Genomic DNA, 24,958 nt, shown 5'->3' with positions numbered 1-24,958 from the left:
ATAAAAATCTGGGAATCTTATCAATGATAGTACTGAACAAAAGGAAAAAGTCTTGGGAAATGTATCCTATAGGAAGCCCTAAGGGAGCTTTGAATACAAAGCGAAAGCCGGAATTCATTGGAGTCTTGAAGTTCAAGGAAAATGAAGAGGACGGCTCAATCTCTATCAATCGCTTTGTGGTCAAGGATGAAAAGGAAGACAAGCTCTATCCTCCATCAAGGGCAATCAATCTATTGCGTTCCCAGGCGGTTTTCCTGGCAGAGAAGGACGATAAGCTGGAAGCCTTTTTGAAGCAGAACAACATCAAGGTGAGATTCACAAACATATGCCAGCATTGCAGCTATGAAGGTGAGGTCACCATCATAAATTCCTCTTTCTCATACAGGTATCATGACCAACTGATCTGCAAGACCTGTGCTGAAAACACAATAAAAAGGGAGCTTCAGCTTAGGGGATATGACAAGAAGGTATTCAGGAACTTCAAGAGGGTTCTTGAAAAGACAGGAAGCCTTGATGATGTCTTGGAAATGCTTTCACCAAGGTTCGATCCATTGGAGCATTCTGACTTGACACTCTTCGATAGAGTCAAGGTCCATGATGACAAGATACCTAAAATAGCTATGAAAAGGCTTAAGATTCCAGAGGAATTCAAGCAGGTCATACTTCAGGAAAAGAACCAATATCTTCTTCCAGTCCAATATCTGGCAATCAGGGAAGGATTATTGAAGGATGAAAATCTATTGGTAGTTTCAGCCACAGGTAGTGGAAAGACATTGGTTGGAGAGCTTGCAGGCATTCCAAAGGCATTGAATGGAAAGAAATTCCTTTTCCTAACCCCTCTTGTTGCACTTGCAAACCAAAAGTATAGGGACTTCAAGAAGAGATACGAGCCTTTAGGATTGAAGGTGGCAATTAAGGTAGGTATGAACCGTATCAAGGCTAAGGGAGAGCTTAAGCTGCCTAATTCAAATATACAGGAGGCAGACATTGTTGTCGGTACATATGAAGGAATCGACTTTCTGATCCGTTCAGGTCAATCTGATGCATTAAAGGATTTGGGACTTGTTCTGATAGATGAAATCCACACAATCTCAGATGAGGAAAGAGGACTCAGACTGAACGGTTTAATTAAGAGAATCGAGCATATCTTCCCAAACACTCAAATAATAGGATTGTCCGCTACAATCAAGAATCCACAGGACCTGGCTAATGACTTCAATATGAAACTGGTTCAGTACAAGGAGCGTCCAGTTCCCCTAGAAAGACACATTGCATTTGTTAGGGGAGATGTGCAAAGAAGGATAATAATGAGAAAGCTTGTTCAAAGGGAATATTACAGCACTTCCTCAAAGGGATTCAAGGGACAGACACTGATATTCACAAATTCAAGAAGAAAGACCCATAAGATAGCAAATTTCCTATCTGGTAAGGGAATCAACGCTTCAGCCTATCATGCTGGACTCTCATACTTCAAGAAGGAAAAGATTGAAAAGGACTTTTCCAAAGGAAAGATTGCCGCAGTTGTAACTACAGCAGCTCTTGCGGCAGGTGTGGATTTTCCTGCATCACAGGTAATCTTCGAATCACTATTGATGGGTAACAAATGGATTAGCCCTAACGAATTCTCACAGATGCTAGGTAGGGCAGGTAGGCCAACATACCATGACAGAGGGGTAATTTATCTCATACCTGAGATTGGAAGCAAGTTCGACAATGAAAGTGAAGAGGCAGTTGCACTTGACCTTTTGGAAAGTGATGTGGAAGACATATTCGTGGAATATACTGAGGACGGATCCCTCGAACAGATGCTTGCCGATATATCATCAAAGTCATTAAGGAAAGTGGCAGATGTCGAGGAATTCTATCAAAATATTCCAGTTCCAATGGATATAATGACAGCACTTGATGAACTTGAAGATAAGGATGCGATAATAGTACATGCAGACGATACAATAGACACAACTCGCTTCGGTAGAGCAGTTGCAATGTCATTCTTATCAGTTGATGACGGTGTGATCATCAAGGATTCAATCAATGATTCAAATTATTTGAGCTATTATTACAATAAGCCATTCTTCAAGACTAATCTGAAGGAGCTAAGACTGTTGTCTGAAAGGATAGATGAAGAGAATGAGAGTATATTGAAGAAGAACAAGAAGATAAAGAACAAGTCAAAACAGGTTCAAGATAGTGCTAAAAAGGATAAGAAAGATAAAGAAAATAAAAAAGAAAAGGATAAAAAGGATTCCAAGAAGAAAGATAAATCTAAAAAGGATAAAAAGTCTTCTAATAAGAATAAATCTAAAAAGGACAATAAAAAGAATCATAATAAGCATAAAAAGGACAAATCCAAGGAAGATAAAATCCAGGAAAAGCCTATTTTCAAGGATGAGGATTCCGGAATCAAGTTCATTGTTGAAGAGGATTTGGATGAAAAGCCAGTTCCTAAAAAGGATACCAAGAAGGAATCCAATACCAGCAAATATATAGATAACATTGCTGATTATTTTGAAGGATTGAACCAGTCCAAGGATTATAAGGCCACTGACGATTCTAATAATAAAAAGAATGATTATAAGAAGGATAAGGATATTAAATCAGATGTAATCTACAATAAGAAGACTAATAAAAAGAATAAAAAGAATAATTCTCCTGCTCTGAAGCAAATCAAGTTCAAGGAAAACATCTTTTCAGACATTCATGAGAAAATGACTAAAGATGAAGTCAATTCCAATGACCTGTTGAAGGTTCAGTCAATCGCACTTGATTTGGAACTCTTTGAAAATGCCTATTTGGCACCTGTTGTCCACAAGCAGATCATAAGCGCCTTGAAGATGAACTTTTCAACCAGACTGTTTTCAGAGTCAACATTGGATATAATTTCCTCTGGAGAGGCAATATCAAAGATTGACAAGAAGTTCCAGGATGCGCTTTTAAAGATTCAGATTGATTTCCTGAGATGCGATTGCCATGAAAGGCCATTCTGCGAATGCCTGCAGAGAGGAGTCTCCTATTATATCATAAATCAAAGGTTGAATGGAAAGGACCCTATAGACATTTCCAATTCTCTTCTTAAGGAATATCAGATTCAGACTTATCCTGGTGACATATTCTCATGGCTTGATGCCTATGTGAGGAATCTGGATGCAATAAGAAGAATAGCTAAAGCATTTGGTCAAAAGGAGATAGTTGAAAAGTCAGAAAAATTGATGAAAATAGTTGAATCTGGAAAATAATTAAATAAAAAAAGTAAAAAAAGTAAAAAAAGTAAGGAATGGATGATTATCCATTGCTTATAAAGAATCTTAAGAGTCTTGCAAGGAAGTCTGGTTCATCAGAGCTTGAGCTTGAATATGAATCGTCTGGATTTGACAGCTTATCCAATCCCTTGTTTATCAGTTCAGACCAGTCTGAATCACCATTATCATAGCTGTTGTAATTATTCTCATCAGATCCGAATAATGAGAACAATCCTCCTCCGTTTTCTGAACTGTCCAAATAACCGTTATTGTTTTTATCCTCATCGTAATCGCTGGAAACGATCCAATCTGAAAGACCGCCAGTCATAGAATAAACCGCACTGCTGCAAATAAAGGCAATTAGAGCTATGCAAATGTAAACTATGAATTTTGCTTTCTTATCTTCCATGATTTCACCTCGATGATTTAATTATCATTATCTTAGTTTTATAAAAACCTTATCAAAATTAATATTATATCAATTAAACATATAAATGTATATGTTATAGAATATAAAATAATTAATATAAAACATTTTCTAATAATCAAAAATTCAAATGATACCATGAAGACAATAGCAAAACCCTTCCAGACATCCATAGATATCAAGAAGTCCCAATTCATCTGCAGGCTCTTTCCTGCACAGACTGAAAAGGAAGCGAAGGAGATCATAAAGGAGATATCTGAAGAGTATAAGGATGCAACACATAACTGCATAGCATATGTAGTCAGCGATGGGGAAGGATTTGACGATGATGGAGAGCCTGGAGGAACTGCAGGAAGGCCTATGTTGAATGTATTGAAGAAGAATGAAATGGAAAACGTTGTAGCTATTGTGACAAGGTATTTCGGCGGAATAAAGCTTGGTGCGGGAGGATTGGTCCGTGCCTACAGCAAATCAGTTCTGGAAACCCTTTCCATTGCAGAGATTGTTGATATGGAGCTTTATGAGATATTCAAGTTCAGCTTCGAATATCAGCATATCAAGACAATTGACAATGAGATACGCTCTAAGAATTTGGCTGTTGTGGAAAAGCAGTATGAAGCCAATGTAATCTATTTTGTAGCTTCCAACAATGAGGATATTGTGAATAATATTCAAGAAAAATTAGCTGATGAAGTTAAAATAGAGCATTTAGGAAGCAGATTCCTTGAAAAAATAGATTAAAAAATAATAATAAATTTACTTTTTTTAAATAAAAAAATAGACTATAATTTAAAATAAATTATAATCTATATTCTGTTTCGTTCCAGTCCTTGTTTGAAGCAGGCAATTTGGTAAATATGAAAGTCAATGCAAGCAATATTACAGTCAGATTGCCGAATACCATCAATTGATTCATGGAACCTGTGGTGATTACATCGTACATTCCGCCGATCCATACTATTCCAATGGCTAACGGCAATATGTACTTGACTATGTAAACCCACCATTTGCCTAACTTAATGGTTTTGCTTCTTGCATTCAATGCAGGAATGAGCTCTTCACATTTGAATGTCCATGCAAATAGGTTGCATTCCACTAGCACTCCGAAAAGAATGGCTATCTGGTTGATATATGCATCCACATATCCAAGAAGTGTTCCGCCGTATGCTGTTGCATAGATCATTGAAATCGCAGCTCCCAATATGCAGAGGAAGGTCATTGTCTTCTTACGGGACCATGTGAACTTGTTTTGAATACTGAACGCCAAAGGTTCGATAGTGGATAGGATGCTTGTAAGCCCTGCAAGGTATATTGTAAGGAAGAATAGAGGTCCTATTATGATTGCATATTGTCCCAATACGTTCAATACTGTAGGATAAGCCACAAAGACCAGTCCTGTACCTTGAGTTACAAGGTCTGCCACAGCTGTACCGCTTTGAAGTGACATGTATCCGAGAATTGAAAAGACTCCCAATGCACAGAAGTTCTCGAATGCGCAGTTTGCAAATGCAATGGACAATGTGTTTGTAATAAGGTCGCTTTCCTCTCCAGTATAGCTTGCATAGGTGAATGCTATGCTCATTCCTAAGCTTAGTGAGAATATTATCTGACCGAATGCGGCCATCCATATGTCAAAGTTCAGAAGCAGGCTCCAATCCGGTGAAAAGAGTTCATTCAAGCCTATCATTGCACCAGGCAAGGTCAATGAGAATGCCACAATCACAATCATGATCACAAACAATAAGGGAACAAGAATCTTGCTCACCTTTCCAAGTCCCTCTTCAAGGTCCTTGTGGGAAATGTACCAAATGATTGCCCAGCTTGCAAGCATTGCAGCACCGATGACAGGAATGAATGCGGTTATTCCGCTGACGGTTTCCTGTGATTGCAATAATGTTGTTGCAAAGTAAGTGTTCGGGTCTGCTCCCCATCCCTTGAAGAAGCTTAAGATTACGTATATTCCATCCCATCCTAGTATGCATGAATAGTAAATCATGATAATGAATACTGAAATAGGCAATAGCCATCCTAAAAATTCATAATTGGCATGTATCTTGCGGATAGCCTTTGGAAAGGATGATTTGAAATTATATCCGACACCATATTCAAGTATTAAAAATGGAACTCCCATCAACAGTATAGCAACGATATATGGAATGTAGAATGCTCCTCCACCATTGCTGTACAGGACGTATGGGTATCTCCATATGTTTCCAAGTCCTACAGCAGAACCTACCATTGCCAAGACAAATGACAGGTTGCTGCCCCATTCGTTCTTATCACTCATAAAAAATCACAAATAAAATTTAATAATAATTGATTAAATTGTAAAATAGAAAAATTCCAATAGTTTTTCAAATCAATATTCCAGGGATTTGAAGCTATTTTAAGATTTTTTTATCTAAAATTAATTTAATATATTATAATATTGCATTCCAAATATAAAAACTATACTGTGTAAACTATTGTTTTCACCTATCCCTTATTTTTATTAAATTTTAGTAAAATATTATTAAAATAAAGTACATAAATAGAATTATAGAATTTTTAATTAATCTTAAAATAAAAATTAAAAAACTTAAGGTGCTGGTTTTGAAAATCAAGAAAAGATATTTTTTAAAGAAGAAGAAAGTAAAGGACATTAAAAGTGAGCTTGGAGACTACGGTTCCTTCATCAACAATAAGGACACTCTTGAAATGCTTGAAGCTGAAGACTATGACTTTATTCTGGTGAATGGTGAGCCTTACATCATTATAATCAATGGAAAGCCATATCCTACACTTAAGGCTGCCTTGAATTTGGAATTGGACAGCAAAGTGGTGGTTGTTGACATGGGGGCTGTCAGATTCGTTACCAAAGGTGCAGATGTGATGAGTCCAGGTATTGTGGATGCTGACGAGTCCATTGTGGAAGGTGATGTGGTCATTATCGTTGAAGAGACCCACAACAAGCCATTGGCTATGGGAATCAGCCTGATCAGCGGTCCGGAGATGGTTGAGAATTCCGAAGGAAAGGCAATCAAGTCACTCCATTATGTTGGGGATGCAATCTGGAATCTGGAAGTTTAATGGATTTATTTTTAATTTTAAATTAATATCTTCATAATCTTTTTTGAATTAATATTGAATTTTTTATTTATTTAAGTGATAATATGGTGGAATTAAGATTAAATGCTGGAAATGTCAGAAACTCTAATGTTCATAAGGTGGGAATAATCGCCCTTGGGTCACATCTTGAAAACCATGGTCCTGCCCTTCCGATTGATACTGATGCAAAGATAGCTTCTTACATTGCCTTCAAGGCCGCATTGGAAAGTGGAGCCAAATTCCTGGGAGTAATCTATCCTGCACATGAAATAAAGGAAATAAACCATGGAATTCATGTTTCACTTGATAATCTGACAAAGGAAATAATCAGGGTCTTGAGATCAGCAAAGGAATATTTGGGAATCACCAGTGTTGTCATAGTGAATGGGCATGGAGGCAATCTGCCTATTGTTGCCAGTCTTTATGAAATTGAGGAGCAGACCGGTTTGCTCATCACATTAAACAGCAAGATCATTGAATCCGAAGGGCCTCATGGAGGTTCCGGAGAATTGTCCATGGGAAAGGTTTTAGGAATTCTTGATGAAGATGAGGTGGAGAATCAGACCGATTTGAGCCAATATGGTGAAGTTGGCCTATCCATGTTCACTGAAGCGAGATTGAATGATCCAAACATTGAGGAAGGCGCAATTGACATTCAGGAAAACGGCGTTTATGTTGATGAGGTCTATGGAAATGAGCTCTTGAAGCTGGCCATCAACTCCGTATTGCTGGATGTTGAAAAGCAATTGGATTCCCATTATGGATACTGATTGTTTTTTTTTATTTTTTTTCTTGTTTTTTTTAATAATATTAATTTTTATGAGATGATTTTATGGATGAAGAGATAATATTCAAGCCAATCGGATACATCAAGTCTCCATATAAAGATGTCGGGAACATGCCAAAGGCTGAGAGGGAATCTGGAGATATTGTAGCTGAAATGGTCATCAATGAAGAGTATTTGGAAAGCATGTCCAGCATGGAAGTCGGTGAAAGGTATATGGTCCTGTTCTATTTCCACAAGTCAAAGGGATTCGAGCAGAGGGTTCCATTTAGAGGAGTCGGACCGATTAAAGGATTGTTCTCCACTCATGCACCGAATAGGCCAAATCCCATTGGGGTTTCTACAATAAGGATAGAGGAAATAAATGGAAATGTGATCAAGTTCAGTGGGGTCGACATGTTGAATGGCACTCCAGTGCTTGACATAAAGGACATTTTATGATTTAAATATTCTTTCCTATTTTTATTTTAAATTTTTCTTATTTTTCTTAAAATATTAATTTTTACTATTCATTTTTAGATTATACTAATTTTTATTTATTTTCATAAAAAAATAGGGATAAATATTAGCTATTTAAGCGATTTAGGTACAAAACTTTATATATCATTTATTATATATATTATATTAATATTAATTTGGTTTAGCTATATTATTATTGATTATTTTCAAATTTTATTGGAATTTAATGATTTTTAATAATTTTTAAGATAATTTTGGTTTTTTAATTTTATAGTTGATCTTATTAATTCATTAATTTTTAGAAAAATTCTAATTAAAATAAGATTATTGTGTCTAAAACATATTGTCTTTAATTTTTTCTAAAAAATTCCTTGACTAATGTATAATATCTTAAAACGAAAATTCCTAATGGATATTTGTTTTGAAAAGAGGCTTGATTTTCCATTAAGGATGGAAATAATAGTTAAGTTTATATATTATACGAACATATTTAATATAGTATAGGTGATAATCATGAGCGGACAACAAAATGTTCAAAGACCACTTGACGCATTAGGAAAAGCAGTAAACTCTCCAGTTTTGATTAAACTCAAAGGAGAAAGAGAATTCAGAGGCATCTTAAAAAGTTTCGACTTACATATGAACTTGGTTCTTAATGATGCTGAAGAATTGGAAAAAGGAGAAATAATGAGAAGATTAGGTACTGTTCTCATTAGAGGAGACAATATTGTATACATTTCTCCATAGAAACTTAGTTTCTTATTTTTTCTGAAGTTTTTCTTTGTTCTACTCAAAGATTATTGAATTATTCTCATATTAGTTAAATTAATTTTTCAATTAATTTAATTAATTATCTATTTTATGTTCTTATTTTTAATAAGACTATGTTATAGACCATTTTAGCATTCAATGTAAAAATTATTATTATTGTGATTATTAATTTAGGAGGAGATAGAAGTGAAAGGAACTCCATCAATGGGTAAAAAGAATAAAAAGACCCATATCAGATGTAGAAGATGTGGTAAGAACTCATACCACGTACGTAAAAAAGTTTGTGCTTCTTGCGGATTTGGTAAATCCAGCAAAATAAGAAGATACAGTTGGCAAAACAAAAAACCTACCACTCGTCAAAGATTAGTATAGGTTTAATTGCTATAGTGCATTTGATGCACATATAAAATTTATTTGAGATAATGCGATTATCTCAAAAACACTTACTATTTTTTATTTAATTTTTATTTCATTTAGTCCATTTTAGGTATCTTAAGCTATTTTTTAAGTTTTATATATTATTAAAAATATAAGATAATCTAAGCATAAGTCATGAGGTCAAGATTATGTCAAAAAGTTTGGTTTTGTTTTTTTCAAGAGCAGGGAACAATTACACTAATGAAGGAATAAAAGATCTGGAAATAGGAAATACAGAAGTGATTGCCAATTACATAAAAGAGTTTGCAGATGCGGATCTGTTTAAAATGGACCCGTTAAACGACTATCCTGAAGACTATATGAAATGCACTGAAGTGGCTAAAGCTGAATTGAAGGATGATGCAAGGCCTGAACTTAAGGAATACATTGAGGATATCAGCGAATATGATACCATTTACATAGGTTTTCCTAATTGGTGGAACACCATGCCAATGCCTGTATGGACCCAGCTTGAAAGATTGGATTTCAGTGGAAAGACAGTCAAGCCATTTGTAACCCACGAAGGAAGCGGTTTTGGCAAAAGCCTAAAGGATCTGAAGAAATTATGTCCTGGAGCTAAAATAGAAGATGGTCTCTCAATTCAAGGCAGCTTTGTTGATGATTCAAGAAAAAAAGTAAAGCATTGGGTTAAAGGATAAATATAAACTGCCTTTTCTTATTTATTTTATTTATCTAAAAAAAAATCTTATTTAATTTTATCTTATTTTAAAAAATATCTTATTTTATTTGTTTTATGTTTTCCAGATTCAATAATATGTCTTTTAATTTTAATAAAATACAAGATTCTAAGATCCTGTTCCTTTAAAAAGGGATTAAAAATATATTATTCAAGAAAACATAAGTCTTGATTTCAAAACCCTTTTAGATTCTGATTTAAATCTTTAAGCCGAAGCCTAAACCTGATTTGCAGCAATCTATTCGGATTTAAAAAATCTGTCTTTATGTTTGTTATATAATCTTATCTGCCTTTATTTATAAATGAATTGTTCGAGAGCATTTGAAAACTAATGTTATAATTTTAAAGATTGGTTTAAGTTTTGTCTTGAATTTAAAATAATTTAATTATTTAAGATTTATATATTAAGTAAAACATATATTCAACTAGGTATAGTTTTTTACATTTTTAAATTATAAATGTCATAATAGTGCTATTATGATAATTTAATATTAATTTATTAAACGCTTAAATGGCTGGCAATTGAGCTAATATTAAATTATTATAATAATTTCATCAAATAAGCAAACCACTATTTTTAACTGTACTCATAAGATTATCATTGAGTGAATTATATGAAATTATTGGAAAAGTTTAATATTGTCCCGAATAACGAAAATCTGTATGAAATAGCCTTTACTCATTCTTCATACAGTGCAAAGTATGATTTGGATTATGATTATGAAAGGCTTGAATTTCTTGGAGATTCCGTTTTGAATATGCTGACCTCTGAATTCCTGCAGAACATGCATCCTACTTTCAGTGAAGGGAAGTTGACTAAGCTTCGGGCTAATTACGTCTGTCAAAATGCTTTGATCGTTTATTCACATGAAAATGACTTGGATAAATGCATTAGATTGAACTTGGAAGACAATGCCCTTACCGACAATGAGGTCATTTCAATAACTGCAGATGTTTTCGAGTCATTCTTAGGAGCAATTTATCTGGATCAGGGAATAGAAAAGGCAAAGGAATTCCTTCAGCAGACTGTTTTCCCATATATTGAAGCCAAGACAGTGTTCTTTTATGATTACAAGTCCACAATCAAGGAATATGGTGATGCTGAAGATGTTGAAGTTAGTTATGAATTGCTTGAGGAACATGGTGCTCCACATGACAAGACCTTTGTAATGAGGATTCTGATTGATGGTGTGGATTACGGCCATGGTGTAGGCAAAAGCAAAAAAGAGGCAGAGCAATTGGCTGCCAGCAAAGCTATTGAGAAGCTTAAATTGGGAAAATAAGTTAGAATAGTTTAGATATAATTTAAAATTAAAAAACTAATAAAAAAAGTTTAAAATTAAAAGAATAGTATGAAACTATTCCTCTTCATAAATTTCAATACAGATATCATAGATTGTATCCAAATCCTCTTTCAAGCCAAATTCCATGTTTTCAGGATTCTTTTCATTAAAATGCTTGATAACTTTCTCTTCATCGATTTCCTGATTGTCTATCAAGTCTAAAATGAATTTGGACACTATCTTGCTTGTCTCTACAGTGATGATGTCGTTGAATAGCATTTCATATAATTCGATCAACAGGTCAGTGTTGTTGAATTCCATCTTATTCTCTTTTGTCATAAAATAATCCCTTATTCTTATTGTTAAATGCTTATATATCAATTATAGATATTAATTTTTACTATTTTTTTAATTAACCATTTATAAGTAAATATAAATAGTATTTAAGATAAATATAAATAAGGCGATAATTTTTAATTATTTTAGAAATTTCAGATTTATGACTAACTATATGAAAAACTGAAATTATCAATGATCAATTTGATTAATACTAGCTAGCTGTTGAATAGTATGCTGAATTAATAAAATTCAGTATTCTTAAACTTATATAGGTACTTAAAATGAAACAAAAATCTGTTGGTAGGGTTTTAACCAAACAATTCGCTATTGAGGATGATTTGAAGTTAAGCTCCGGCAAGACTCTCTCTAATGTGGAACTTGCCTATGAGACTTATGGGGAGTTGAACTCCGCAAAATCCAATGCCATTTTGGTTTGCCATGCACTTACAGGGGATGCACATGCTGCAGGTGTGTTCACAGGCAACCAAAACGAAAAGCCTGGATGGTGGGACATGGTCATCGGTCCTGGAAAGGCGTTGGATACAGACAAATACTTTGTCATCTGTTCAAATGTATTAGGGGGATGTAAGGGTTCAACCGGACCGGCATCAATCAATCCAAAAACCGGAAAGGAATATGCTCTTGATTTTCCAATAATCACCATTGAGGATATGGTTCATGCGCAAAAGAAGCTTATAGAATTTTTGGGCATAGAGAAACTATATGCTGTCATTGGAGGTTCCATGGGGGGAATGCAGGCATTGCAATGGACTGTTTCCTATCCGAAGATGATGAAAAAGGCAAGCATAATCGCTACAACTGCAAGGTCTTCACCTCAGCAAATTGCATTCAATGAGGTAGGTAGACAATCCATCATTCTGGACAATAACTGGAATAAGGGAAATTACTATGACCAGGAAAAGTCTCCTAGATCTGGACTTGCCGTTGCCCGTATGATTGGCCACATCACCTATCTTAGTGATGAATCAATGTATCAGAAATTCGGAAGGGACTTGCAGGACAAGAAAGAGCTAAGCTATGACTTTACCGTCGATTTTGAGGTGGAAAGCTATTTGCACCACCAAGGGGAGACTTTTGTAAGGCGCTTTGATGCAAATTCCTATTTATACATTACAAAAGCTGTCGATTACTTTGACTTGGCTATTGAAGGCAATCTCGCTGAAGGTCTGAAAGGAGTCGAATCCAAGATACAAATCATTGCAGTTGATTCCGATTGGCTATATCCGGTGGACCAATCCAAGGATCTGCTTGCGGCACTTCAATCCAATGATGTTGATGTAATCTATAATGAAGTCAAATCAAGTTACGGTCATGATGCATTCCTGCTTGAAAACGGTCAGATGAACTTCCTTCTATCCAATTTCCTCTCCGAGCATAATGTTGGAGATGTCATGAAAACAGATGTTCCTACAATCAATATCGGCTCAAGTGTGAAGGAAGCTGCAGTAATCATGTTTGACAGGGAAATCACTCATTTGCCTGTTGTAAATGAGGATAATTCCTTGGCAGGAATCGTTACTGCATGGGACCTGTCCAAATCAATTGTAGAAGACTGCACAGAACTAAGGGAAGTAATGACCAAGGATGTGAGGACCTGCAAACCTACAGATGAGATCGAGGATATTGCAAGACTGATGAAGAAGTACAATATCTCCTGTTTGCCTGTTGTTGAAGGATCCAACTTAAAAGGTCTCATTACAACTGATAGAATAAGTCACTTGATTTCTAACTACTAGATCAAACTATTTTATAGTTTGATTCTATTTTTCTTTTTTTTAATTTTTAGCTTTTTTTAGATTATTTAGATTATTTAGATAATTTTTTATTTTTTTAATTTTTAGCTTTTTTTAGATTATTTAGATTATTTAGATAATTTTTTATTTTTTTAATTTTTAGCTTTTTTTAGATTATTTTAGATTATTTTAGATTATTTTTCCTTATCTAAAATTAATTAAGATAAGTTTTTATATTCATATTTATAAAAATATCATCAACAATTTTAGGATTGAATAAGATGAGTGAAAAATTAGAGTGGGACAGTTCCCTTTCATTTATATTAGCTATGATTGGAGCTGCTGTTGGGCTTGGAAACATTTGGAGATTCAGTTATGTAGTGTATTCCAACGGTGGAGGATCATTCTTCATTCCTTATTTCACTGCCATAGCAATCATGGGAATTCCTTTTCTAATACTTGAATATGGTATTGGATTCAGTTTCAAGGAGTCCTTCTCGAAGATTCTAAAGGACATAAACGAGAGATTCGAGTATGTGGCTTGGATGCTTGTTCTATTTGTTTTCATTGTAACAATCTATTATATGGTTATCCTTAGTTGGGATATGGTATATTTCCTTACCAGCTTTAGCTTTGGATGGGGAACCGATACTGCTGCCTACTTCACAAATACCGTTGGCGGAAGCTCTGACTTGGCAAGTGCGGGATTTTTGCTCATCCCTACAACCATTTGTGTAATCATTATGTGGATTGTCTTATGGTACATTTCCCATAGGAATGTCGATGAAGGTATTGGAAAGGTTTCCAAAATCCTGATTCCCTGCTTGTTTGTAATCATGGGATTCATAGTCCTTTATGCAATCACCTTGCCTGGACATATGATTGGTATAGACACACTGCTAAGGCCGAGATGGTCAATGCTTCTGGACATCAACATCTGGCTTGCTGCATTTGCTCAGATCATATTCTCCTTGAGTATGGGTCAGGCGATTGCTCTCACATATGCAAGCTATCTGCCTAAGGCTTCCAAACTGACTGACAATGTGCTTATCGTAGTCGCTTCCAACTCATTGTTTGAGATATTCACTGCTTTTGGAGTGTTTTCAATACTCGGGTACATGTCACTTCATTCTGGTATGGCAATGGGAAAATTGGTCACTGAAGGAACAGGGCTTGTTTTCATTGTTTTCCCAATGATATTTAATATCATGGGTCCAATCGGCAGAGTTCTGGCTCCATTGCTCTTCCTGGCAATTCTATTTGCAGGAATCACTTCAGCATTGGGATTCTTTGAGCCTATGCTTTCTTCCACAAGTGAAAAGTTCAATTTAGGAAGAAGGAAAACTGCAGCCATTCTATCCGTTATAGGATGTGCCTTTTCAGTCTTGCTGACTACTGGAATAAGCAGTTATCTGGTCGGAATCATTGATTCATTTGTTAACCAATTCGGTATATTGCTTTTGATTGGTGTTCAATGTGTGATATTTGCATGGTTCTATAAGATTGATGACCTCATTCCTGTCTTGAATGAGAACGGTCATTTGAAAGTCGGAAAAGTATGGAAATTCATAATCAAATATTTGCTTCCGATTGTATTGTTTGCAATGTGGATTTACGGTATGTATGACCTTTTCATGAGTGCAGCTACCTTTGAGCTGATTGTTGACTTGATCATCATTGTAGGTGTTTTGGTCTTCAGTTTCATTTTAACAAGATTAAGCCCAAGAGAGGATGAGAATTAATTTTCTCTTTTTTCTATTTTTATAAAAAACTTTAAATAATAGAACCTTAATATTAAAATTAATCTAAAAATATAAACCTTTTTATATAATTATTTATAAAAGTATAAATAATCTAAAATGTTTATAATTAATATATTTAAGTATTTATTACTGATATAAAAGATTATAAAAAATCAAATTATAGATTTAGATAGGAGATTAAAATTTATTAAGATTACAAAAGATTAAAAATGTTATATAGATTTTGGAGGAATATGATTGCTTTTATTAATTAGTCCTATAAATCATGATGAAGCTATTGAATCCATTGAAGGTGGAGCAGATATAGTGGATGTAAAAAATCCTAAGGAAGGTTCCTTAGGTGCTAATTTCCCTTGGGTAATTAAAGACATTAGAGAACTTACTCCTAGCGACATGCTTGTAAGCGCAACTTTAGGGGATGTTCCATACAAGCCTGGAACCGTGTCTTTAGCTGCTATGGGCGCATTGGTTTCCGGTGCAGATTACATTAAGGTAGGATTATATGGTCCAAGCAACTATGAGGAAGGATTGGAAGTAATGAAAGGTGTAGTCAAAGCTGTAAAGGACACCAATCCTGACGCTACAGTTGTTGCTTCCGGTTATGCAGATGCTCATAGAGTCGGGGCTGTTAGTCCTTGGGAGATTCCTAAGATAGCAAAAGACTCCGGTGCAGACATTGCCATGTTGGATACTGCTGTTAAGGATGGTCATACATTATTCGATTACTTGGATATTGATGACTGCAGGAAATTCACTGAAGAGGCTCACAGCTATGGATTGAAAGTGGCTTTGGCAGGTTCCGTCAAGAAGGATCAATTGAAGCCATTATATGATATCGGCTGTGATGTAGTGGGTGTCAGAGGAGCTGCCTGTGTAGGTGGAGACAGAAACACCGGCCACATTGACAGAACCGCTGTAGCTGAATTGAAAGAGCTCGTGAAATCCTTTGAAAACTAAATTCTTAGTTTTTTTTTAACTTTTTAAATTTTTTTAATTATTATAAATTATTCTAATTTAATCCATTAAATTAGGATAATTTTTTTTAAATCATTTTTGATGTTTTTTTGTTTTTAGAATTTTTAGGAGGAAAAAAGATTGCAATTCTCAGATAAGATTTATAATGCAAAACCTGGTTATACTTATGATGATTTTCTATTGGTTCCTAACGCTTCCTGGATTGAAGCGAAAGATGTGGATACCAAAGTCAGCTTAACTAAAGACATTCAATTGAACATTCCTATTATGAGTGCTACAATGGATACAGTTACAGAAGCCAATATGGCCATTGCACTTGCTCAGGAAGGAGGAATCGGTGTCATTCATCGTAACATCACTCAAGAGGCACAAGTGGAAGAGGTTAAAAAGGTAAAAAGCGCTATTGACATCACTGTTCGTGATGTAGTGACAATAAGCCCGGAATCTTCCATTGAAACCGTTTCAGACATTATGGAAAATGAATCAGTAAGTGGTCTTCCAGTTATGGAAAACGATAAGATAGTTGGAATTATCTCAAAAAGGGATGTAAGGCCATTCCTAAAATCTGATTCAAAAAAATTAGTTAAAGACATCATGACTTCTGAAGTGGTTACCATTAAGGAGGATATCACTTCAGAGGAAGCATTGGATATTGCTTATGAAAACAAGGTTGAAAGATTGCCTGTAGTCAGTGAAGATGGTGATTTGGTTGGTATCCTTACCATTAAGGATATATTGAATCAAGATCAGTACCCGAATGCTGCACTTGACAAGAAAGGCAAATACCTGGTGGCAGCTGCTTGCGGTCCTTTCGATTTGGATAGGGCTATGGCATTAGACCAAGCGGGAGCAGACATCATTTCAATCGACTGTGCACATGCCCATAACATGAATGTTGTAAAATTTGCCGAAACCATTAAGGACAATATCGATGCTGACTTGTGCATGGGTAACATTGCAACCCGTGAAGCTGCAGAAGACTTGATTGCTCACGGTGCGGATGGTCTTAAGGTAGGTATCGGTCCTGGTTCCATCTGTACTACCCGTATTGTAGCAGGTATCGGTGTGCCTCAAGTGACAGCAATCGCTGAAGTTGCTGATGTTGCAAGTGAAGCTGGAGTTCCAGTAATTGCAGACGGGGGCTTAAGATTCTCCGGTGATATCGCCAAGGCAATTGGTGCAGGTGCAGATGTGGTAATGCTCGGTAACTTGCTTGCAGGAACATTGGAATCACCAGGTGATGTGGTAACCATGAATGGTAGGAAATACAAGACCTATCGTGGAATGGGTTCCATTGGTGCCATGACCGGAGGTTCCGGTGGTGGAGCTGACAGGTACTTCCAGGAATTGGAGAAAGGAACTCATATGAAGCATTCAAAATTGGTTGCTGAAGGTGTAGAAGGTGTAGTTCCATACAAGGGAACCGTAGCTGAAGTTGTCTTCCAATTGGTTGGTGGATTGAAATCTTCCATGGGTTACTGCGGTGCTCGTGACATTCAAACCATGAAGGAAGTCGCTCGTTTCGTTAGAATTACAGCAAGTGGAATCAAGGAATCACACCCACACGAATTGATGATCACTAACGAAAGTCCTAATTATCCGACTTTAGAATAAGTTTTTTGAAAAATTTATTCAAAATCTTTTCTTTGGTTAGGAGAATTATTCCTAACTAAACTTTTTTTACTTTTTTTACTTTTTTAGTTTTTTTTAATTTTTTTATAGTTTCATCTTTTTTTATCTTCCATTACTTAACGGATTTAATTCTTATTCCTTAAAACGAATAGTTTATTAAATTTAAAGAATAAACTATCTATATAAATTAATTAAAATTTATAATAGCTATTTTACTAAAATGTATTTTATAATTTTTAGATAATTTGTAATATTTATTGGAGTTTATAAAATGAGAGAAAACAACGATAGGAGTTGGAAGATCAGATTTGCAATAATCATGTTCGCTTTAGCCATCATCATATTTCTGGCAAGATACCTTATCTTCGGAGATGGTGAGGAGATCATTGCATATCTTTGGAAACATATAGGCTTCATTCCAATCGACATATTGATTGTTGGATTCCTGCTTGAAGGAATCATGGGCAAAAAGGAACATGAAGCCATTTTGGAAAAGATTGACATGCTTATGGGAACTTTCTTCTCAGAACTTGGATACGATCTTATTTCAGAGTTCAGCAAAGTGAATAAGAATAAGATCAACACTGAAAGCCTTAAGGACATCAGAAACTGGGATGAAAAGGATTATGACAATAAGATGAAGGAATTGAAGGAAAATGGAATTGACTTCAAGGCAGACATTCCTCCAGAGGAAAGGGAAGAATTCTTGAATAATATCCATTCCATACTTGTGGAAAAGAGAGAATTCTTAATAAACCTCATCAACAACCCTAATCTCCTTGAAAAGGATGAATTCTCATCTCTATTGCTTGCTATAATGCATTTGGATGAGGAGCTTACCCGCAGAGGGGAGTTCTCAGATATCAAGGATGCAGACTTCAATCACTTGAATGGTGATATCAAGAGAGTCTACTCCAAATTGGTATATGAATGGGTTTATTACTTGAAATACCTTAAAAAGTACTATCCTTACATGATTTCACTTGCCATCCGTACCAATCCATTTGATACCGATGCAGATGTTCATGTTAATGAATAGTTTCTATCATGGGGTTAGTTGACTATGATTTTCATTTAGTCAATTAATCATTTTTCTATTTTTTTTATTGTTTTCAACTTCAAAAGATTTAATGTTCTTAAGATGATAGTCATGAATGGTCAAAAATTGTATTCTTGCATAGTTTTATCAGGAGGAATGAGTAGAAGAATGGGTCAGGATAAGGGATCTATGATTATTCAAGAGAAACCTATGATTTTACACATACTTGAGAGACTAAACTATAAAATAAATGATGCTACAATTGTTTTAAATGATTCAAAAAGGATAGCTGATTATCAGTCACTACTTGACCAGTATTGTGAAAGTGAAATTGAGGACAATTTTGACTATTCACTGGAATTTCTTGAAGATGAAATCAAGGGAAAGGGTCCCATATCAGGAATCATGACTGGGCTTAAGAATATTAAGACAGATTATGCACTTGTATTGCCATGCGATTCCCCTTTCATCAGTGAAGATTTCATTGAGGTCATGTTTGGCCTATTGGAAGAGAACTTGGATTTGGATGTTGATGCCATCATTCCATTCCATATCAAGTCAAATAAGGATAAGTTCAAGGATAATGAGGAATTCAACTTTGAGAATGCAGATGAAATGACCATTGATATGAAGATAGCAAACTCAGAGCCATTGCATTCCATTTATAAAAAAGAGAATCTGAATAATATTGATGAACTTTTGAAAGAAGATAATCTCTACGTTAAGTCATTTATTGGAAGTCTTAATAATCCTTGCTTTATAGAAGTGGACAATAAGGTACTGTTTGATAAGGACTTTAGAAACTTCAACAGAAAAGAGGACCTTGAGGGATTAGGTCTAGAATGAGTTAATAAAAATAATAATCTTTTTTAAAAAATTGAAAAATAAATAAAAAATAGTAAAATTTTATTTAAAAATTTTTCAATTATCTTTTTTTAGCATAGACGATTGTCATAGGATTTTGACTTTCCAATTTTATTCCCTTATACAGCAATTGTCCTTTTGAGATGTTTATTTGGGTTATTTGTGGAATATAATTCAGTTCATCCAGTTTTTTTACAATATCCACTTCATAATCCAATAAGTTTGTTAAAATAAGAATTCTTCCTTTTGAATTGATCTTTTCATGGACTTTTTCGATAATTTCATTATAATTATCCTTTTTTGCTTTTAAGATGGTTACATCGAATTCCTCTATTTTTTCCAATGCAGACAGTTCATTCTCATTGATCAGTTCAACTTTATCAATATTCCCAAGCTTTTTGATGTTCTCTTGGCTTATGGTGATTGCCTGTTGGCTTTCGTCGATTGCGTAAACCTTTTCAGCCATATTTGAAAGCTCAGTTGATATTTCTCCTACGCCGCAATTGATGTCCAAAACAATGTCTGTGTCCTTAACAGCTGATTTGTATATTAAAATTGATCTGATTTCCTCTTTTAGGAATCCGGAAATATCGCATGTGGTCATAAAGTCAAAGTCATTAATCATTTTTTCACTCTATTGAATTAAAATAGTTAGAAATAAATTGATTTTTAAAAAATTAAAAAATAAAAATTAAGGTTTTTCCCATCTTTTAAACATCTCATTGTCTATTCTTAAAACATCCAATACCTTTCCCACAATAAAGTCAGTCATGTCCTTGATGTCTTTAGGGTCATGATAGAATCCAGGCATTGCAGGTAATATGATGCCTCCCTCTTTGGATATCCTAAGCATGTTTCCAAGATGGACATCCCTTAGAGGAGTTTCCCTTGGCACTAGAACAAGTTCTCTTCTTTCCTTCAGTGCCACATCTGCCACTCTGCTTATTGTGTTGGATGCATAGCCATTGGCTATTGCAGAGACTGTCTTCATGGAGCAAGGTATGATCACCAATGAATCGAACTTGAATGAGCCGCTGTTTACGGAAGAATCAATCTCATTCGCATCGAAGTAGTGGTCTGCCAATGACTTGATTTCCTCAATATCCTCATCAAGCTCATATTTCATAACTGTTTTGGCAGGGTCACTTATCAATAATCCTGTTTCAATGTTCAATTCCTTAAGTGCCTTTAGCAATTCCACTCCATAGATTACTCCGCTAGCACCTGTAATAGCTATTAAAATCATCGTATCCTCTCATAAAATATTAAAATTAATTAAAGTTTCTGATTTTTAAATTTTTTTTCAATTAAAATAATTTTGACTGTTCAAAGTGTATTGTATCAAACTTATTCACCTTTTCAGGCAAATCAATGTAATTCTCCAATTTCAATCTGTTCAATTTGTTCTTTTCCTCTTTAGGGACATAAAGGCAAATGTCTGCATAATTGAATCTTGCACTGCTCAATGCACCTACAATGCTTGAGATTTCATTCAGATGATATAGGTTCTCTCCAACTGAGACCCATGTCTTCATCTCATCGAATCTAGGGTATTCAGGAAGGCTTAGGATGACATAATCCCTATCCAATTTGAAGTCTTCACTGATTTCCTCTTCAGCCTTAAGCAATTTGTCCTTTTCAATTGCGAATACCTTTTCAGGACTTTCGAAATTGTTCACTGATTCTGTTTTAGCTGCTTTCAAAAGGTTTCTGTTGTCAATTCGTTCCATGATGTCCCTTGAATATCCTTCTGAGCTTCTGCACATGCTGATCATATCAGAATCATCGTATTTGTACATCTCATTAGGGTTTATGATATCCTGGCTGATCATGTGTCTTAGGCATCTTCTAAACATTGCATTTATGATTCTTGTTGTATGATGCTGATAGACGCTAGGGTACATCAAATAACGAGCGGTGAGAGCTGCCTCTGCAGCCTGAACTCCCTTGATGTCCAATATCAATTCCCTTTTCAGCTTTAGATTGCTTATGATTCTTTCAGTATCGATAACACCATAAGCAACTCCAGTATAATGTGAGTCTCTAATCAGATAATCCATACGGTCCATATCCAGTTCGCCAGATATTATTGGGCCTAACTTACCCTTTCCGTTAATGATGTCAACAATCTCTTGTGTGTCAAATCTTTCTGAAAGCTTGTCAGCCAAACTTGTCTTTGTGACAATATATCCAGTCAATTCCTCATGAGGAACATCGAAAACAGCTTCTGAAACATGTGAGAACGGGCCATGCCCTGCATCGTGGAGCAAACCTGCCATTCTGACCAATTCCTTTTCATCCTCTTCCAATTCCAATTGTTCGGCAAGCTTTGATGCTAGATGCATTGTTCCGATGGAATGCTCAAAACGGGAGTGATTTGCTCCTGGATAGATCAATGAAATGAATCCCAATTGCTTCACTCTTCTTAATCTTTGAACTTGAGGGTAATCCAATACCTCCACTTCAAATTCATTTAGCGGCAAGTTTCCATGAATGCTGTCTCTGATGAATTTCTGGTGTGACATGATAACACTTCTTATGATATTTTGAATTTAAAAAAATTTTTCTTTGTTCTTTATTTTATTTTTTTCTTTATTTTGGGTTTTTAATTCAAATATTCAATAATTACTTAATAATAGTTTATAAAATACTTATTTAATAAAGTTTTCTAATAATTAGGTTAGTTTTAGCTTTTTATTCCTATTTTTTTACTAGTTTAATTATAATTTTCCAATTTAAATCAATATTGTTCATTATTTTAAAATTTCAATCTCATTTAAATATTGTTTTTAATTGGAAGAAAATTTAATTTTCAAAAATAGCTTTAGTATTGAAATTAGTTTTTTTAAAAAAGTAGTTTATGATTAAAAATAGTTATTTTTATATGGTGAACAAATGAAATGGTGGTAAAATGGGGAGAATAATTATCCTCCTGCCATTATGACCTTGGTTCCCTTATTGGAAAGCTCTTCCTTCTTAAAGTCAATCTCATGCTTGACCCTTTCCACAACTTCAGTAAGTGCCTCTAAGGTTTCTCCTCTGTGAGGTCCGAGAACAACTACAAGGAACAATTGATCTCCAGTATAGAACTCTCCAATATAATGGATAACGCTTATTTCAAAGACTCCATGCTTGACTTTAGCGGTTTCAACAATGGCTTCAATTTCAGCCAATCCCTTTTCCTTGTCTGGAAGGCTTAAAGTGAGCTTGTCAACAGTTTTCTCATCTTCTGTTCCTCTTACGATTCCTTCAAAGCTGTAAATGGCTCCCGCTTCATCAACTCTTTGTGATTTCTTTATGTCTTCGATTAAGTCTCCAATAGTAAAGTACTCTTCGTCTTTTTCTACAATTTTAATTACCATTCTATCATCCTAATAAATAATTAAATAAGCAATAATAAGTTTAAGTTTGATACTTAAGATTAATTTGTCTTATTCCATTAATATATTTAATTTTTTTCTTAATAAATATAACTATTGTTATAAAATTATTCCAAAAAAATAGATAAATAAATAGGAATTATCTTTCGCTCAATTCCTTCTGATTCAATTCCTTGATTCTATTGACTCCGTCAATCTCTTCAATCACATCTATTGTAGCTTGAGGAACAAGGGATTTCCAATCTCCATCATTCAATATCCTATCTCTGATTTCTGTTCCGGACAGGACTTCCCTGTCAAAGAGTTCAGGCTGATAGACTTCATAGCCCTCTTCCTTGAACAATCGTTTTACAAGAGGGTTGCCGCTATAGACTTTAGAGAAAGGAGGAGTAAGCATCTTGACTTGAGCTACCCACAATGCATTTCTATTGATGTCTTCAATAGGTATGATGTAATATCTGGTAGGGTCGATATCCGCATCATCCAATGCCTGTGTCATCATCATAATCCTTTCGCCTGCTGTAAATGGATCCTTTAGCTCATGGCTTATTTGAGCGGTTCCAATACCGATTATGACTTCATCGACATAATTCAATGTCTTTTCTATAATCTGGATATGGCCATTATGAACAGGTTGCATTCTTCCAATAAGTAAGCCACGTGTCACTTTCTTCATTGTATCTCTTTTTATCTTTTATTATATTAATATTTGATTATTTGAGTTTAGTGATTCATTTGATTTGGTTTCGAATTATTTCCATTAGATTAATTCATTTAAGCATTAAAAGAAAAGTATATAAGTGATATAAGACTGATTTAAAATTATGTACGATAGAATTAATGTGGCATCAAAAACTAAAAGGATTTTAGATAGCGCTTTTGATGAGCCTATTTCAGTTGAAGATGGAAATTACCTGATGAACCTAAAGGGTTCAGAAATCTATCCACTTTTAGCTGCAGCAGATGCAGTCCGGGAAGAGATTGTCGGGGATAAGGTCACTTTCATCAATAACTGCAATATCAATTTCACAAACATCTGCCATGTTCGCTGTGGATTCTGCGCTTTTGGAAAGGATCCTGACGACCCTGACGCTTATTTGCTGGATGATGAAGGAATTTTAAATAAGGCTGAAGGAGGCTATCGTGACGGTGCCCGTGAATTTACCTTGATGGGAGGAGTGCTTGAAGATGCTACAATTGAATATTATGAGCATCTTTTGAAACTGCTCAAATCACATTATCCAGATGTGGAGATTCATGGTTTTTCACCTACAATGATTAGGGATGCTGCATTAAACAGTGAAATGGCTGTGGATGATGCCTTTAAGGTATTGAAGAAGGCAGGTTTGGACACATTGCCTGGAACTGCAGCTGAAATCCTGACAGACAGGTCAAGAGAGATAATCTGTCCTAAGAAAGTCAAGACACAGGAATGGATTGACATTATCAAGATTGCTCAGGAAGTGGGCATTACAGGCTCTGCAACCATGATGTATGGCCATGTTGAGACTTTGGAAGAGAGAGTGGAGCATTTGGACATACTTAGACAAATTCAGCTTGATACAGGCGGATTCAATGAATTCATTCCTATGACATTCATGCATGAATACTCCCCTATATTCCTTGAGGGACAAAGGGATTTGGGAGCTACCGGCACTCAAGATCTTAAGCTTTATGCAGTTGCAAGATTGATGTTCGGGGACATCATTCCGAACATTCAGGTCTCTTGGGTTAAGATGGGATTCAGATTTGCTCAAGTCTCACTGTTGGCCGGTGCCAATGACTTAGGCGGAACTTTAGGTGGAGATGAATTGTCTGAAGCTTCTGGAGCTCCAGATGGTGTAAATGCAAGCATCAGAGACCTAACTAAATTGGTCAATGACTTGGGAAGAGTTCCATTAGAGAGAAACTCCACTTACACTGAGTTTTATCCTATTGAATTATAAATTTCTCTTTTTATTTTCAATTGTCTTTTTTTATTAGTCTTTTTTATTTTTTTTATCCTATTTTTCAAAATAATTTGTGCTGATTTAATTATTTGGAATTTT

At 35.0% G+C, this 24,958-nt stretch carries 24 protein-coding genes; 16 read left to right on the top strand and 8 right to left on the bottom strand.

What is annotated here, in order from left to right:
• Positions 1-23: 23 nt before the first annotated feature.
• Positions 24-3,236, top strand: coding sequence for a DUF5814 domain-containing protein (locus IJE13_RS00120; protein WP_292775574.1), 3,213 nt, complete (start codon positions 24-26; stop codon positions 3,234-3,236).
• Between the two features lie 46 nt (positions 3,237-3,282).
• Here IJE13_RS00120 and IJE13_RS00115 read toward each other — a convergent pair whose 3' ends face one another.
• Complete coding sequence (locus tag IJE13_RS00115) at positions 3,283-3,648, bottom strand: hypothetical protein (RefSeq protein WP_292775572.1); 366 nt, start codon at positions 3,646-3,648, stop codon at positions 3,283-3,285.
• A 156-nt stretch (positions 3,649-3,804) separates the two neighbouring features.
• Between IJE13_RS00115 and IJE13_RS00110 the strand changes: the two genes are divergently transcribed.
• Complete coding sequence (locus IJE13_RS00110; protein ID WP_292775570.1) at positions 3,805-4,407, top strand: YigZ family protein; 603 nt, start codon at positions 3,805-3,807, stop codon at positions 4,405-4,407.
• A gap of 58 nt (positions 4,408-4,465) precedes the next feature.
• On the opposite strand, the gene IJE13_RS00105 is transcribed toward IJE13_RS00110, so the two are convergent.
• Positions 4,466-5,953, bottom strand: coding sequence for a sodium-dependent transporter (locus IJE13_RS00105; protein WP_292775568.1), 1,488 nt, complete (start codon positions 5,951-5,953; stop codon positions 4,466-4,468).
• Between the two features lie 299 nt (positions 5,954-6,252).
• On the opposite strand from IJE13_RS00105, the gene IJE13_RS00100 reads away from it, so the two are divergent.
• The 7 genes from IJE13_RS00100 to rnc all read left to right on the top strand — a co-directional run bounded on the left by IJE13_RS00100 (position 6,253) and on the right by rnc (position 11,164).
• A complete protein-coding gene (locus IJE13_RS00100; protein ID WP_292775614.1) occupies positions 6,253-6,735 on the top strand; it encodes an RNA-binding protein in 483 nt (160 codons plus the stop codon).
• An 83-nt stretch (positions 6,736-6,818) separates the two neighbouring features.
• A complete protein-coding gene (gene arfB, locus IJE13_RS00095) occupies positions 6,819-7,523 on the top strand; it encodes a 2-amino-5-formylamino-6-ribosylaminopyrimidin-4(3H)-one 5'-monophosphate deformylase (RefSeq protein ID WP_292775566.1) in 705 nt (234 codons plus the stop codon).
• A 62-nt stretch (positions 7,524-7,585) separates the two neighbouring features.
• Complete coding sequence (tsaA, locus tag IJE13_RS00090) at positions 7,586-7,978, top strand: tRNA (N6-threonylcarbamoyladenosine(37)-N6)-methyltransferase TrmO (RefSeq protein WP_292775564.1); 393 nt, start codon at positions 7,586-7,588, stop codon at positions 7,976-7,978.
• 531 nt (positions 7,979-8,509) lie between these two features.
• The gene (locus IJE13_RS00085; protein ID WP_067146527.1) at positions 8,510-8,743 is read left to right on the top strand and encodes an LSm family protein; all 234 of its coding nucleotides are present in this window, start codon (positions 8,510-8,512) and stop codon (positions 8,741-8,743) included.
• A gap of 210 nt (positions 8,744-8,953) precedes the next feature.
• Positions 8,954-9,139 (top strand): 50S ribosomal protein L37e, encoded by a 186-nt coding sequence (locus IJE13_RS00080; protein WP_292775557.1) that lies wholly within the window; start codon positions 8,954-8,956, stop codon positions 9,137-9,139.
• Between the two features lie 194 nt (positions 9,140-9,333).
• The gene (locus tag IJE13_RS00075) at positions 9,334-9,843 is read left to right on the top strand and encodes a flavodoxin (RefSeq protein ID WP_292775555.1); all 510 of its coding nucleotides are present in this window, start codon (positions 9,334-9,336) and stop codon (positions 9,841-9,843) included.
• Positions 9,844-10,495: 652 nt separating this feature from the next.
• On the top strand, positions 10,496-11,164 hold the full coding sequence (gene rnc / locus IJE13_RS00070) for a ribonuclease III (protein WP_292775552.1): 669 nt from the start codon (positions 10,496-10,498) through the stop codon (positions 11,162-11,164).
• Positions 11,165-11,239: 75 nt separating this feature from the next.
• Here rnc and IJE13_RS00065 read toward each other — a convergent pair whose 3' ends face one another.
• Positions 11,240-11,503 carry a hypothetical protein gene (locus IJE13_RS00065; protein ID WP_292775549.1) on the bottom strand — a complete coding sequence of 88 codons (264 nt, stop codon included), beginning with the start codon at positions 11,501-11,503 and terminating at the stop codon, positions 11,240-11,242.
• Between the two features lie 281 nt (positions 11,504-11,784).
• Between IJE13_RS00065 and IJE13_RS00060 the strand changes: the two genes are divergently transcribed.
• The 6 genes from IJE13_RS00060 to IJE13_RS00035 all read left to right on the top strand — a co-directional run bounded on the left by IJE13_RS00060 (position 11,785) and on the right by IJE13_RS00035 (position 19,512).
• On the top strand, positions 11,785-13,260 hold the full coding sequence (locus IJE13_RS00060) for a homoserine O-acetyltransferase (RefSeq protein WP_292775547.1): 1,476 nt from the start codon (positions 11,785-11,787) through the stop codon (positions 13,258-13,260).
• Between the two features lie 278 nt (positions 13,261-13,538).
• Positions 13,539-14,999: a sodium-dependent transporter gene (locus IJE13_RS00055; RefSeq protein ID WP_292775545.1), complete on the top strand. Its 1,461-nt coding sequence runs from the start codon at positions 13,539-13,541 to the stop codon at positions 14,997-14,999.
• A gap of 258 nt (positions 15,000-15,257) precedes the next feature.
• The gene (locus IJE13_RS00050) at positions 15,258-15,977 is read left to right on the top strand and encodes a (5-formylfuran-3-yl)methyl phosphate synthase (protein ID WP_292775543.1); all 720 of its coding nucleotides are present in this window, start codon (positions 15,258-15,260) and stop codon (positions 15,975-15,977) included.
• A gap of 138 nt (positions 15,978-16,115) precedes the next feature.
• A complete protein-coding gene (gene guaB / locus IJE13_RS00045; protein ID WP_292775541.1) occupies positions 16,116-17,609 on the top strand; it encodes an IMP dehydrogenase in 1,494 nt (497 codons plus the stop codon).
• Positions 17,610-17,898: 289 nt separating this feature from the next.
• The gene (locus IJE13_RS00040; RefSeq protein ID WP_292775539.1) at positions 17,899-18,666 is read left to right on the top strand and encodes a hypothetical protein; all 768 of its coding nucleotides are present in this window, start codon (positions 17,899-17,901) and stop codon (positions 18,664-18,666) included.
• 111 nt (positions 18,667-18,777) lie between these two features.
• Positions 18,778-19,512 carry a molybdenum cofactor guanylyltransferase gene (locus IJE13_RS00035; protein WP_292775537.1) on the top strand — a complete coding sequence of 245 codons (735 nt, stop codon included), beginning with the start codon at positions 18,778-18,780 and terminating at the stop codon, positions 19,510-19,512.
• 79 nt (positions 19,513-19,591) lie between these two features.
• Here IJE13_RS00035 and IJE13_RS00030 read toward each other — a convergent pair whose 3' ends face one another.
• From IJE13_RS00030 to IJE13_RS00010, 5 genes are all read right to left on the bottom strand, one after another.
• Positions 19,592-20,155, bottom strand: a complete 564-nt coding sequence (locus IJE13_RS00030) for a methyltransferase domain-containing protein (RefSeq protein ID WP_292775535.1) — start codon at positions 20,153-20,155, stop codon at positions 19,592-19,594.
• Positions 20,156-20,221: 66 nt separating this feature from the next.
• Positions 20,222-20,776 (bottom strand): UbiX family flavin prenyltransferase, encoded by a 555-nt coding sequence (locus tag IJE13_RS00025; RefSeq protein WP_292775533.1) that lies wholly within the window; start codon positions 20,774-20,776, stop codon positions 20,222-20,224.
• Positions 20,777-20,837: 61 nt separating this feature from the next.
• Positions 20,838-22,058, bottom strand: a complete 1,221-nt coding sequence (locus IJE13_RS00020) for an HD domain-containing protein (RefSeq protein WP_292775612.1) — start codon at positions 22,056-22,058, stop codon at positions 20,838-20,840.
• 396 nt (positions 22,059-22,454) lie between these two features.
• Complete coding sequence (locus tag IJE13_RS00015; protein WP_292775530.1) at positions 22,455-22,892, bottom strand: molybdenum cofactor biosynthesis protein MoaE; 438 nt, start codon at positions 22,890-22,892, stop codon at positions 22,455-22,457.
• A gap of 157 nt (positions 22,893-23,049) precedes the next feature.
• The gene (locus tag IJE13_RS00010) at positions 23,050-23,586 is read right to left on the bottom strand and encodes a nicotinamide-nucleotide adenylyltransferase (RefSeq protein WP_292775527.1); all 537 of its coding nucleotides are present in this window, start codon (positions 23,584-23,586) and stop codon (positions 23,050-23,052) included.
• Between the two features lie 148 nt (positions 23,587-23,734).
• Here IJE13_RS00010 and cofH point away from each other — a divergent pair, with 148 nt between their 5' ends.
• Positions 23,735-24,856 (top strand): 5-amino-6-(D-ribitylamino)uracil--L-tyrosine 4-hydroxyphenyl transferase CofH, encoded by a 1,122-nt coding sequence (cofH, locus tag IJE13_RS00005; protein ID WP_292775525.1) that lies wholly within the window; start codon positions 23,735-23,737, stop codon positions 24,854-24,856.
• Positions 24,857-24,958 lie beyond the last annotated feature (102 nt).

The organism is Methanobrevibacter sp., from assembly GCF_017410345.1.
Classification (GTDB): Archaea; Methanobacteriota; Methanobacteria; order Methanobacteriales; family Methanobacteriaceae; genus Methanobrevibacter.
Note: the sequence above shows the minus strand (reverse complement) of the source record. Positions and strands in the feature narration are given on the sequence as shown.